This is a genomic window from Cohnella caldifontis (assembly GCF_029360585.1).
Classification (GTDB): Bacteria; Bacillota; Bacilli; order Paenibacillales; family Paenibacillaceae; genus Cohnella; species Cohnella caldifontis.
In genome coordinates this window covers 592,765-605,738 of sequence record NZ_JAQZSJ010000001.1, presented here as the reverse complement: position 1 = coordinate 605,738, position 12,974 = coordinate 592,765, and the positions used below count along the sequence as shown (strand labels likewise).

Annotated in this window: 9 protein-coding genes; 6 read left to right on the top strand and 3 right to left on the bottom strand. The window is 61.5% G+C overall.

The features are described 5' to 3' along the window. Positions 1–14: 14 nt before the first annotated feature. The 3 genes from PTZ19_RS02865 to PTZ19_RS02855 are packed head-to-tail and all read right to left on the bottom strand — an operon-like array spanning position 15 to position 4,384. Positions 15–1,013: a sugar ABC transporter substrate-binding protein gene (locus PTZ19_RS02865; protein WP_276352248.1), complete on the bottom strand. Its 999-nt coding sequence runs from the start codon at positions 1,011–1,013 to the stop codon at positions 15–17. Further along, complete coding sequence (locus PTZ19_RS02860) at positions 964–2,568, bottom strand: response regulator transcription factor (RefSeq protein WP_276352247.1); 1,605 nt, start codon at positions 2,566–2,568, stop codon at positions 964–966. The genes PTZ19_RS02865 and PTZ19_RS02860 overlap by 50 nt, the downstream gene beginning before the upstream one ends. Beyond that, on the bottom strand, positions 2,546–4,384 hold the full coding sequence (locus PTZ19_RS02855) for a cache domain-containing sensor histidine kinase (protein ID WP_276352246.1): 1,839 nt from the start codon (positions 4,382–4,384) through the stop codon (positions 2,546–2,548). The genes PTZ19_RS02860 and PTZ19_RS02855 overlap by 23 nt, the downstream gene beginning before the upstream one ends. A gap of 264 nt (positions 4,385–4,648) precedes the next feature. Between PTZ19_RS02855 and PTZ19_RS02850 the strand changes: the two genes are divergently transcribed. The 6 genes from PTZ19_RS02850 (at position 4,649) to PTZ19_RS02825 (ending at position 12,514) form a co-directional block, all read left to right on the top strand. Next, on the top strand, positions 4,649–5,695 hold the full coding sequence (locus PTZ19_RS02850) for an ABC transporter substrate-binding protein (RefSeq protein ID WP_276352245.1): 1,047 nt from the start codon (positions 4,649–4,651) through the stop codon (positions 5,693–5,695). Between the two features lie 85 nt (positions 5,696–5,780). Beyond that, positions 5,781–7,289 (top strand): sugar ABC transporter ATP-binding protein, encoded by a 1,509-nt coding sequence (locus PTZ19_RS02845; protein ID WP_276352244.1) that lies wholly within the window; start codon positions 5,781–5,783, stop codon positions 7,287–7,289. A 4-nt stretch (positions 7,290–7,293) separates the two neighbouring features. Beyond that, positions 7,294–8,331 (top strand): ABC transporter permease, encoded by a 1,038-nt coding sequence (locus tag PTZ19_RS02840; RefSeq protein ID WP_276352243.1) that lies wholly within the window; start codon positions 7,294–7,296, stop codon positions 8,329–8,331. Next, positions 8,324–9,292 (top strand): galactofuranose ABC transporter, permease protein YjfF, encoded by a 969-nt coding sequence (yjfF, locus tag PTZ19_RS02835; protein ID WP_276352242.1) that lies wholly within the window; start codon positions 8,324–8,326, stop codon positions 9,290–9,292. Before PTZ19_RS02840 ends, yjfF begins: the two co-directional genes overlap by 8 nt. A gap of 55 nt (positions 9,293–9,347) precedes the next feature. Further along, a complete protein-coding gene (locus tag PTZ19_RS02830; RefSeq protein WP_276352241.1) occupies positions 9,348–11,351 on the top strand; it encodes a methyl-accepting chemotaxis protein in 2,004 nt (667 codons plus the stop codon). A gap of 104 nt (positions 11,352–11,455) precedes the next feature. Continuing rightward, positions 11,456–12,514, top strand: coding sequence for an ABC transporter substrate-binding protein (locus PTZ19_RS02825; protein WP_276352240.1), 1,059 nt, complete (start codon positions 11,456–11,458; stop codon positions 12,512–12,514). Positions 12,515–12,974 lie beyond the last annotated feature (460 nt).

The following is a 12,974-nucleotide window of genomic DNA, read 5'->3' as shown; positions in this document are numbered from 1 at the left end:
CCGACGATTGTTCTTTATTCCGGCTGCGTCGGCCCATCCATCTCGGTGTACCCCGTGTCGTCGATCGGGGGAACGGCTCGCCCTTGGGCCGCATCCAGCAGCCTCTGCACGATGCGCCGGCTCATCTCGGCCTCGTTCAAGGACACGGCGGCGGTGATTTGGCCGTTGTTCAGCGCTTCGCGGATTTCCTCGGTGACCCCGAACGTTAGCGCGTAACGGCCCAGGCCTTGGGCTTTCCACACCAAGATCGACACCGGTCCGGACACGGCGTCCAAGCCCACGAAAGCATCGAAGTGGGGATGGGCGTCGATCATGTTTTCCAGGTCGGCGAGCGCCTTCGCGTCGCTGCCTTCATTGAATTTCACCTCCAGCACCTGAATGCCGGTATTCTCGTTCAGGTAGGAGAGTAAGCCGTCGAGCCGCTGCCTGACGCTTTCCATCCGGCTCATGCCGGCTTCCGCGATCACCATGCCCCGGCCTTGCAGCTGCTTGTCCAGGATTTGGCCCAGCCGGATGCCGGCTTGCTTCTGGTCCGTCCCTACGAACGCGATCCGCTTGCTGCCCGGGGCGTCCGATTCGAAGCAGAGGACCGGAATCCCGTTCTCGACCGCTTTGTCGATCACGGGCACGAGCGCATCCGAATCGACCGGGTCGATCGCGATGGCGTCCACCTTCTGCCGGATCATCGTTTCCATCATGCGGATTTGCTGCTCCAGGTTCGCTTCGTCCGGCGCTTTGACCACGAGCTGAACGCCCGCGCGCTGGGCTTCCTTCTCCGCGTTTTCCGTGATCCATTCATAGAACGGATGGGCCATCGGGTAGATCAGGCCGAACGTCAGCGCGGGTTTACTGATCTTGGTCTCCTTCGTGCCGGGATCCGCGGACCCGCCGTCATCCGCGCCGGATCCGCGGCACGCGGCGAGGGCCAGGAGGAGCAAGACGGCCGGCAGAGCGGCCGCCGCGTTACGCCAACCGGCTTTCGCTTTCATCCGCGTCACCTTCCGCGCTTTCATCGCCGTTGCCCCCTTGGCGCCGGAAATCGCGGGGAGTCATGCCGGTCATTTTCTTGAACAGGTTGGAGAAATAATGGGCGTCCCCGTAACCGACCCGATAGGCGATTTCGTACGTTTTCTCGTTCGTCGTCTGCAGCAGCTCCATCGCTTTGCGGATCCGGGTCTGGGTCAAATATTCGATGAACGTCTGCCCGGTCTCCTGGCTGAACACTTTGCTGAGATGGCTCGGACTTACGTTCACGTAGTCCGCCGCGTCCTGCAGGGACAAGCCGTCGCTGGCGTGCCGCTGCCGGATGAACTCCTTCGCTTTGGCGATCAGGTCCCCGTATTTGCCCGACGCCTCCGAACGCCATTGCCAGAAGACGCCGGCCAACTCGCGCAAATAGCCGAGGCATTGCTCCCAGTCGCGGATCCGCTTGATTTGCTGCTGCAGCCGTTCGATCGCGGGGCCGGAAATTTCCGCCAGCCGGAACGTGCGCTTCGCTTCGTGCAGCGACTCCAGCGTCAAGTCGTTGAGCAAATAATAGCCGTACAGCGACGATTTCCAATCCAGGTGTTTGAGCGCCCCCGCGAATTCGCGGAGGAATCCGTCCGCGGCCGCCGGCGTTCCGATTTTCAGGAATTCCATGAACTTGGTACGGTCGAGGAACGCGATTTGTTGGGTCTCGCCGGTCGCGTCCCATAACGCGCTGCGGTTCTGCCGGGTCAGCCTCAGCAAATGGCGGTCTTCCTCCGCTTCCAGGAAGGAAGTATGGATGCCTTGCAAGCGGTGCTGCACGCTGCCCATGCCGACCCAGACGGTGCAGGGCAACGTCCGCTCCAGCTCCGGAAGCACGCTCGCCTTGAGCCGTTCCAGCATCGCGGCGACCTCCGCCTCCGTCTGTCCGCGAAGGATCCACACCGCTTCCGTCCGGCTCCGTTTGTACGTCCAGACGGCGCCCAGCGCCGCCGCCCGTTCGTTCAGCGACGTTTCGGTTTCCAACCAAACGTCGGACCCGGGAGGGGAAGCCGACTCCAGGCAGCGCAAATCCCACACCACCACCGCATAGCAGGGAGCCTCGAGCGGAAGCGAGAGCGCGGCGGCGGCTTCGGCGGCTTCCGCAGCCGTGACGAGCCCGCCGCACAGGTCGCTGAGCAGCTTTTCGCGCGAGTACGCGGGCTTGCGTTTTTCCCTGCGTTCCCGATCGATTTTGCGGCTGACGGAATGCAGCACTTCCATGAGATCCGCCGAACTGACGGGTTTCAGAATGTATTCCTCCACGCCGATCCGCAGGGCGGATCTGGCGTAATGGAACTCGTCGTGTCCGCTCAGGATGACGATCTTCGTGTCGGGCAGGCGCTGGCGGACGACCGAGCTGAGCTCGATGCCGTCCATGAAGGGCATTTTGATGTCCGTGATCAGGATGTCCGGCCGCCGCTCTTCGATCAGCGGGAGCGCGACTTCCCCGTCGGAGGCGTCGCCGCAGTAGACGAAGCCTTCTTTCTCCCAGTCCATGCAGTCGCGGATGTTCTCCCGGATCACGATTTCGTCGTCAACCAGCATGACTTTCTTCATGTGCCTTGCCCCCTTGTTTCTTCGGAATCCGGATCGACACCCGGGTGCCTTCGCCCTCGCGGCTGTCGACCTCGACGCCGTACCGTTCCCCGAAATACAGCCTCAGCCGTTGATGGACGTTATGGAGACCGAAGCCGCGTCCCGTTTCCTCCAATGGTTCCGCGTCGTCCCTGGCCCGCTCGAGATGGGACCGGATTTCCGCCAGCCGGTCCGGCTTCATGCCGATTCCGTTGTCCTCCACGGAGAGCACGATGTCGAGCCCGTTCTCCAGGCGTCCCGCGACGCGGATGAGCCCTTTGCCGCGTTTGTTCTTGATGCCGTGGTACAGCGCGTTCTCGACGAGCGGTTGCAGCGTCATGCCGAGAATGGCGTAAGGCGACAGCTCGGGATCGACCTCGATCTCGTAGTCGAGAATGTCCCGGTACCGCATCTGCTGGATGATCAAATAGCTGCGTACGTGCTCCAGCTCCGAACGGATGGAGATCCAATCCCGGCCTTTGTTCAAGCTGAGGCGGAAGAAACGGGAGAACGCCTGGACGATCCGGATGACCTGTTCGTTCTTGCCCGCCTCGGCCATCCACACGATGGAGTCCAGCGTGTTGTACAGAAAATGGGGATTGATCTGGGCCTGCAGCGTCCGGAGCTCGGCTTTCTGGATCAATTCCTGTTCCTTGATGCTCTGGTCGAGCAGTCCCTTGATCTTCTCCAGCATGATGTTGAAGCTGCTGCCGAGATCCGCGATCTCGTCTTTCCCCGCCGGCTTCACCTTGGCGTCCAGGTACCCCGCGGCCGCTTGCCGCATTTTGTTTTTGAGCAGCTGGATGGGGCGGGTGAGGCGGGCGGTAATGAAATAATAGAGCGTAATCGTGAACAGGATGCTTAAGCCGACGGTGACGAAAATCAATTGGCGGATTTTGTTCGCGTCGTCCACGATTTCCTGCAGCGGCGCGTTGCCGATGATTTTCCATCCGGTGAATTTAGAAGTGGAGTAAACGACGAAGCGGGATTTGGATTCGGCGGCGAGCACGAAGCTGTCGCGGTCTTTCCCGATCCGCTCGGGAGACAGACCGGCCGTGAGCGAACGCAGCAGGGCCGGATCGGTCTTGCCGGGCTGGAAGATCGGCGCGCCGGCTTGGTCGGTCACGAAGAAGGAGCCCGTTTTCCCGATCGTGACGCTGTTGCAGAACTTTTCGACGATCGAATCGTCGAGGTCGATCACGATGAAGCCGATCACCTCGTGGGTGACGCGCTGCTTGATCGTGGCCATGATCGAGATGACGCTGGAGCGCGGATACGTGAATCCGTCCAGCCGGTCCAGGTCGGAGCCTTCCGAAGGCGGGATATGGAGGACTTTCTCCGGTTCGCTGATCAACGTCTTGAAATGGGGATTCCGGAGCGGGTTGTGGTCCAGCTGGAAAACGCCTTTCCGTTCGCTGATCCCTTTCCCGTACAGATTCAACATCGTGATGTTGAGAACGCTTTCGTATCCGTAAATATCCCGGTACAGCCCGAACGTCCGCAAAATTTCCTTGGCGTCCTCGTACGTCTCGCTTTGGGAGAACAGAAACCGGAGCACCTGGGGATTTTTCTCCAATTCCAGCAGCTTGCCCGTGTCCTGGAACAGCACGTCGATGTCCCGCGCGAGCTGGTCGGCGACGAGCAGCGTGGACGCTTTGCTGTGGCCCGAGATCGTGTCGAAAGACTTCTGGTAGGAGATCAATCCGACGGTCATCAGAGGGATGAACGTGAGCAGCACGAACAGGGTAAGCAGCTTGGCTTTTAAACTGGAAGTCACGACTCGTACGACGTTCCTCATCGGCGCGGGACCACTCCGGTTCGGGCGGGAATCAGGTTTGTTTTTACTATAGCAAATAAACGCGCGCGCGAGGGGCGAATTTGGAAGCGTAATCAAAATTTCCAAGTTCCGAACAAAAAAACACACGTTTCGCGAAGCTCGTCCGCAAATCTCCCAAAATAACGCATCGAACGCCCATGAATGTCCGTATCAACGGTTTCCGCCCCCCCGGTACAATGAAGGCACGCCAACACCTATGGCGATTCGAAGGGGAGGAACAGATTCATGAAGAGATTCGGAAAATTGAGCCTGCTGGCCGTACTGGCGCTGATGATGGTCGTCGTCGCGGCTTGCGGCAAGAAGAACGAGACGAGCCCTTCGCCGAGCGCCAGCCAAGCGGCGGCTCCGGCATCGGAGAGTCCGAAGGCAAGCGAACCCGCTCCGCCGGCCGACAAGAAAATCGTGCTCGGCTTCGCGCAAGTCGGCGCGGAGAGCGGCTGGCGGACGGCGAACACGAAATCGATCCAGGAATCCGCGGCTGCCGCGGGCATCGATCTGAAGTTCTCCGACGCCCAGCAGAAGCAGGAGAACCAAATCAAGGCCATCCGTTCCTACATCCAGCAGAAAGTCGACGTGATCGCGTTCTCGCCGGTCGTGGAATCGGGCTGGGATACCGTCCTCAAGGAAGCCAAGGACGCCGGCATTCCGGTCATCCTGACCGACCGCGCCGTCGACTCCAAGGACACTTCGCTCTATAGGACGTTCATCGGCTCCGACTTCGTGGAAGAGGGCCGCAAAGCCGGCCAGTGGCTGGTCGAAGCGACGAAGGACGCGCAAGGCGACGTCAATATCGTGCAGTTGGAAGGCACGACGGGGTCGGCTCCCGCCAACGACCGCATGGCCGGCTTCAAGGAAGTCATTAAGGATCATCCGAACCTGAAGATCATCGCTTCGCAAACCGGCGACTTCACCCGGGCCAAAGGCAAGGAAGTCATGCAGGCGTTCCTGCAGGCGCACAAGAAAATCGACGTGCTCTACGCCCACAACGACGACATGGCGCTTGGCGCGATCCAAGCGATCGAAGCGGCCGGCCTCAAGCCGGGCGTGGACATCAAGATCATCTCCGTCGACGGCGTGCATGACGGCATGCAAGCGGCGAGCGAAGGCAAAATCAACTACATCGTCGAGTGCAACCCGCTGCTCGGGCCGCAATTGATGGATGCCGTCAAGGACGTGCTCGCCGGCAAGGAAATCCCGCAGCGGATCGTGACCAAAGAAAGCGCGTTTACTTCCGAGCAAGCGAAGGAAGCGCTCCCGACCCGTCAATATTAATCCGCCAGCAACCGGGGGAACCGGGCCGCTCCGATCGAAATTGAAGCCGCGGAGCGGCCCTTTTCTCGGGAGAGGAGAGAGCCGTATGCAAGACAACGAGCCGATTTTGCAGATGACGGGAATCCATAAGCGGTTCCCGGGAGTAACGGCGCTTTCGGGCGTCTCTTTTCGCTTGTTTCCGGGCGAAGTGCATGCGCTGATGGGGGAGAACGGGGCGGGGAAATCGACGCTGATCAAGGTGCTGACCGGCGTCTATTCGATCGACGAAGGCACGGTGACGCTGGGCGGCAGCAAGGTCGCGGCCAGGAGCCCGCTGGAGGCGCAAGCGCTCGGCATCAGCACGGTGTACCAGGAAGTGAATCTTTGCCCCAACCTGACCGTGGCGGAGAACGTCTTCGTCGGGCGCGAGCCGCGCCGGTTCGGGCGGATCCTGTGGAAGGAAATGAACCGCAAGGCGACGGAGCTTCTGCGGGAACGGCTGCACCTGGACATCGACGTCACGCTGCCGCTCCAGGACTATTCCGTCGCCGTGCAGCAGCTCGTCGCGATCGCCCGGGCGCTGAACATCTCCTCTAAGGTGCTGATCCTGGACGAACCGACGTCGAGTCTGGACCGCGGCGAAGTGGAGCAGCTGTTCCGCGTGATGCGCAAGCTCAAGCAAGAGGGGCTCGCCATCCTGTTCGTCACGCATTTCCTGGATCAGGTGTACGAAATTTCGGATCGGATCACCATTCTCCGGAACGGGGAATTCGTCGGGGAGTATCCGGCCGCGGACTTGCCCCGGCTCGAGCTGGTCAGCCGGATGATCGGCAAAGAAGTCGAACTGCTGGAAAGGCGGATCCGCGGCGAGGCTTCCGCCGCCGATCGGACGATTCCGGTCGCGGCCGCCAAAGGGCTTGGGCGCAAAGGAGCGATCGAGCCGTTCGACCTTGCGATCCATCAAGGGGAAGTGGTCGGATTGGCCGGCTTGCTGGGCTCCGGCCGCACGGAGGCGGCCCGCCTGTTCTTCGGCGCCGACCGTTCCGATCAAGGCAGGCTGGAACTGTCGGGCGCGGAAGCAACCTCGATTTCCCCCCGGTCGGCGCTGGACAAAGGGATCGCCTTCTGCTCCGAGAACCGCAAAACCGAAGGCATCATCGAGGATTTGACCGTTCGGGAAAACATCATTCTGGCGCTGCAGGCCACGCGGGGATGGTTCCGCGCGATCTCCCGCAAGCGGCAGGATGAGATCGCCCTGGAATACATCCGTTTGCTCAATATCAATCCGCCCGATCCCGAACAGCTGATCCGCAATTTAAGCGGCGGCAACCAGCAGAAGGTGATCCTGGCCCGCTGGCTGCTGACGCAGCCCAAGCTGCTCATCCTGGACGAGCCGACCCGCGGCATCGACATCGGGGCGAAAGCGGAAATCCAGAAGCTGGTCATGACGTTGTCCGAACGGGGAATGGCGTTCCTGTTCATTTCCTCGGAGCTGGAAGAGGTGCTGCGCGTCAGCGACCGGATCGCCGTCTTGCGCGACCGCCGGATCGTGAAGGAAATCGCGGAGCCGGACATCAACCAGCAGAACGTCATGCAGGCCATCGCGGGAGGGTAATCGCATGAAACGACTCGTCAGGCATCATCTGTTTTGGCCGCTCGCCGTATGGGCCGCGCTGCTGCTGTTCAATCTGCTGTATTCGCCGGATTTCTTCTCCATCGTCGTGCGGAACGGCCATCTGTACGGCAGCTTGATCGACATCCTGAACTTCGGAGCCCCGCTCATTCTGGTCGCGCTCGGCATGACGGTCGTGATCGCGACGGAAGGCATCGACTTGTCCGTCGGCTCGGTCGTGGCCATCTCGGGCGCGATGGCTTGCTTGTGGATCAGCAAGGGCGCCGATCAAAATTCGCCCGGCCTCGCGTTCGCCGCCATCGGCCTTGCCGTCTTGCTTTCGCTCGCGCTCGGCTTGTGGAACGGCTTGTTGGTGTCGGGAGCCGGCATCCAGCCGATCATCGCCACGCTGATTCTCATGGTCGCCGGCCGCGGCATCGCCCAATTGATCACGAGCGGGCAGATCATCACCATTTCGAGCAAGCCGTATTCGTATATCGGAACCGGCTCGCTGGCCGCTTTGCCGTTTTCCATTTTCGTCGTGGCCGCCATGTTCGGAATCGCCGCGCTGCTGACAAGGCGGACGGCGCTCGGCCTGTTCATCGAATCGGTCGGCAACAACCCGCGGGCGAGCCGGCTGATCGGCATCCGGTCCCGGGTGGTGCTCATTTCCGTATACGTGTTCAGCGGATTGTGCGCGGGCATCGCCGGCCTCATCCTCAGCTCGAACGTCGCCAGCGCGGACGGGAACAACGCCGGGCTCTGGTACGAGCTGGACGCGATCCTCGCGGTCGTCATCGGCGGCACTTCCTTGAACGGCGGCCGGTTTTATTTGACCGGGACCGTGATCGGCGCCCTGATCATCCAGACGCTGACAACGACCATCTATGTCATCGGCGTGCCGCCCGAAATCACGCTGGTCGTTAAAGCGTTCGTCGTATTGGTCGTCTGCTTGATTCAATCGGAGACGTTCCGGAATAAAATCGCCGAACGCTGGCGGACGCGGCATTATCCCGCCGAGAGAGAGGTGACCCGCCATGCTTAACCGCAAATACTTGCCCGTGATCGTGACGGTCGGCCTGTTCCTCCTCATGTTCGCCGCGGGATCGTTGCGCTACGACGGATTTTTCTCGTTCCAGGTGATCCTGAACCTGCTGATCGACAACGCGTATCTGCTGATCACGGCCGTCGGCATGACGTTCGTCATCGTGTCGGGCGGCATCGATTTGTCGGTCGGTTCGATGATCGCGCTCACGACGATGGTGTCCGCGAGCCTCGTCCAGGAACACGGGTGGCCGCCGGGCGTGGTCATTCCGCTCGTCCTGTGCATGGGCTCGGCGTTCGGTTGGCTGATGGGCGCGATCATCCACTATTTCAAAATCCAGCCTTTCATCGTGACGCTGGCGGGCATGTTCCTGGCCCGGGGCTTATGTTACGTCATCAGCTTGAACACGATCACGATCGACAACCCGTTCTACACGACGATGGCGCAGACGAAAGTCCGCCTGCCGGGCGGGGATACGGTTTCGATCAGCGTCATCATCGCCCTGGTCGTCGTCATCGCCGCGCTCTACCTGGCCCATTACACGCGGTTCGGCCGCAGCGTCTACGCCATCGGGGGCAGCGAGCAATCCGCCTTGCTGATGGGGCTGCCGATCGCCCGGACGAAAATCCTGGTCTATACGTTCAGCGGTTTTTGCTCCTCGCTCGCCGGCGTCGTGTTCACGTTCTACATGCTCTCCGGATACGGATTGCATGCCGTCGGGACGGAGCTCGACACGATCGCGGCGGTCGTCATCGGCGGCACGCTGCTCACGGGCGGCGTCGGATTCGTGGCCGGCACGTTCTTCGGCGTGTTGATCCAGGGGGTCATCCAGACGATCATCAGCTTCGAGGGAACGCTCAGCTCCTGGTGGACGAAAATCGTGATCGGGCTGCTGCTGTTCCTGTTCATCCTGCTGCAGCGGCTGCTCAGCGCGAAAGGGCGCCAGGCCGTCCGAACGTAATCGGCGGTTGCCGGCCGGAGGAAGAACGACACCACCCCCTGGAGGGATCGGACACATGGAATGGAACAAAGGGATTCGCGGTTTGGCCCGTTCTCCGCAACGTTCGATCGGATCGAAGCTGTTCCTGCTGTTTTTCTGTTTCGTCTGCCTGTCCGTCGTCTCCTTGGGATTGTTCTCCTCTTCCACGGCGCAAACCGCGATGCTCTCGCAGACGAAGTCGAGCTCGGTCCAGACGATCACGCTGGCGGGCGAGAAGCTGGACATGAAGCAGCGGTTTTACCTGGACTTGGCCGACCAATTGATCAAGAACAATTCGTTCACGGAACAGCTTTTCCAGTTCGCGAACGCGGCGACGATGCCGGCAGGCGAATTGCAAAGCCGGGTGGACGCGGTCCGCGACCTGTTCGACCAACTGATCCTGTCGGATCCGCAAATCCGCGACATGACGCTGTTTCCGCTGGAAGACGCCGTCGATCCGATCGGCACGGAACGGGATCTCCCCGGATGGAACCGGGAGGAAGCCTGGGTGAAGGAAACGATCGCGGCGGAAGGCAAGCCGGTATGGTTTCCCATTCAAGAACGGGGCTACCTCGGAAATTCGCCGAAACCGCTGTTCGCCTACGGCAGGCTGATCGGCAAAAACAACGTCGGATCCGGCGACTACGTCCTGCTCGTGCAGATCGAAGCCACCGTTCTGGAAGGCATGATCGGGGGCGTCAAGCTGAGTCCGTCCGCCGAGACCGCCTTGTTCGCCGGTGACGGCAAGCCGATCGTCAGCACGAAGGGGAAGGCCGGGTTGACCTCCCTGACGATCGCGGGCGGCCAAGAAGCGTCCTCGGAAATCCGGACCGGAAGCGCGGGGGAGCAGGATCGATTCCTCGCTTACCGCAAATCCCCGATTTCGGGTTGGGTGCTCGCCGGCATCGCGCCGATGGGCGAGCTCACGGAGGCGACGGCGAAAATCAAAACGACGACTTACGGGGCCGTGGCCGTCAGCGTGCTTCTGGCGCTGGTCGTCGGCCTCTGGCTGTACCGGATGATCGGGTTTCCGCTCGGCAAGCTGGAAAAGCTGATGCTCCAAGCGGCGGAAGGCGACCTGCGGGGCCGGATCCGCCACCGGGGCCGAGACGAGATCGGCCGGGTCGCGGAGGCCTATAATCGGATGATGGAACGAATCGGCGAACTCGTCCGCTCGGCCAGAACGACCGCCGGCGAGGTGGCGGCTTCCAGCGAGGAGATGCTGGATGCCGCCAGGCAAACGGCCGGCGCTTCCGGCGAAATCCACCAGGCGATCGAGCAGATCGCGGGCGGGGCGGTCGAATTGGCGGCCAATGCGGAGAAGACGAGCGGCCGCGTGGAATCGGCCGGCGAGCGGCTCGGTACGGTGCTGGAGCAGCAGAACCGGATGGCCGGCTCGGCCGAGGACGCCTACGAGTCGTGCCGGCTCGGCGGAGGAACGGTCGAGGAGCTGATGCGCAACTCGGCTCTCGCGGAGGAACGGCTCCGTCAAGTCCGCGAGCGGGTGAACGAGCTCAGCGATTGCGCCGAATCGATTCAGGCGCTGCTCCTTCTCATGACGCAGATGGCCCGGCAGACGACGATTCTCTCTTTCAACGCCTCGATCGAGGCGAACCGTGCGGGGGCCGCCGGCGCGGGTTTCAAAGTGATCGCCGAAGAAATCCGCCGGCTCGCGGGCCAATCCAACGAGGCGATCGTCCAAGCGGGGGATCTGACGGAGGCCATCCGGAGCGAAGTGCGGGGGACGGTTGACGCCATGGAAACCGCGCTTCCGTTCTTCGGCCGAATGGCGGAGGACGTACGATCGGTTCACCGCCATTTCTCGGATATCGAGCGGAACATGAAGCAAGTGAAGGAGCGCTCGGAAGCGGTCGCTGCCGCGGTCCGCGAGCTGGAGCAGACGCAATTCCAGCTGGCGGCGGCCGCGGCCGAAGTATCGGGCGTCTCCCAGGAAGCTTCCGCCGCTTCCGAGCAGGTCGCCTCGCTCTGGCCGTGCAGAAGCGGATCGGCGAGTCTTTGCTTCGGATTTCCGGAGGCATGAAGGAAGTTTCCGGCAAGCTGACGAATGATATGATGATCTTCAAAACGTAAGGGCGGTCAGACCGGACCGGGCACTACGATGACGGAAGCGGGGGCGGGAGCGGCATGGGCAGGAGGAAGTTCCGATACTCGGCGTTCGGCTTGCTGTTGTTGGCATTCTGGATCTTGGGGAGCGGATGCTCGCCGGCCGGTTCATCCGTTCACGACGATCCGGCGCTGACCGAGACGCCGGCTCCCCAGCCGGAAACGGCCCAGCCTTCGGACGAGACCGGCCGGCCGGAAAAACCGATCGTCCTCGGATTTTCGCAGCTGGGCTCGGAGAGCGACTGGCGGCTTGCGAATACGAAATCGATTCAGGAAGCGGCCCAGGAAGCCGGCGTGACGCTGCTGCTGGAAAACGCGGAGCAGTCCCAGGAGAAGCAATTCCAGGCGATACGTTCCTTCATCCGGCAGAAAGTCGACGTCATCGCCGTCGCCCCGGTCATCCAATCCGGCTGGGAACCGATCCTCAAAGAAGCCAAACAAGCGGGCATTCCCGTGATCTTGTCGGACCGGGCGGTCGACGTCACGGACACTTCGCTCTACGTGACGTTTATCGGCTCCGATTTTTACGAGGAAGGCGTGAAAGCCGGCAAATACTTGCTCGATAAAATGCGGGACGCGCCCGGGCGCATCCGGATCGTCGAGCTGGCGGGAACGGTAGGCTCCTCGCCGTCGATCGACCGGGGCAAAGGGTTCCGCGACACGATCCGGTCCCGCGCGGACTTCGCGATCGTCCGCAGCGCCCCGGCGGATTTCACGCTGGAGAAGGGGAAAGCGGTCATGAAGGAATTCCTGCAGAAGGAGCCGGAACCGCCGCAGGTGCTGTTCGCCCATAACGACGATATGGCGCTCGGCGCCATCGAAGCGATCGAGGAAGCGGGGCTGCGCCCCGGCAAAGACATCGTCATCATCTCGATCGACGGCACCCGCAGCGCGTTCGAGAAAATGACGGAGGGGAAAATCAACGCCGTCATCGAATGCAACCCGCTGCTCGGTCCGATGATCATGCAGGCCGCGGGCGAAATCATGCAGGGCCATACGCTGCCGAAACGGATCGTGCCGCCGGAGAGCGTGTTCACCGAGGAGATGGCGGCGAAAGAAGTGAACAACAGGAAATATTAGCGGAAGAGGCTGCCCCTCCGTCGTTATGACGTTAGGGACAGCCTCACGCGTTGCTATGGCAGAAGAGGCCGTGATCCGGTTCGGCGGCGGCTGACCAATCGGCATCCGGAAAAATCGCCCTACGCCGATCGTTACGGACACCGCGGCCGTTATTTGGGCGATTTCGATGGTTTTCGAATCGCAACGGACACCACAGACCTTAACCGTTCCATATCGCGGCCATCTAGCGGTATTTTTGCTGAATAAGTGCGGCTGCGTCCGTTAGAATCCGATAGGTTGAGGATCGCCCCCGTTAGCGTCTCCTGCGTCCCTTAGCCCGATGGAGACCTGAACGGATATCGGATCACGGTGCGCAACAAGATGGAAATGCGGCGCAACCCGCATTGATTCCCATTTTCACCTCTTCGCGGATCGATCACCTCTTCCGATTCAGGGCGTTCGCGGATCAGATTCAACGGGA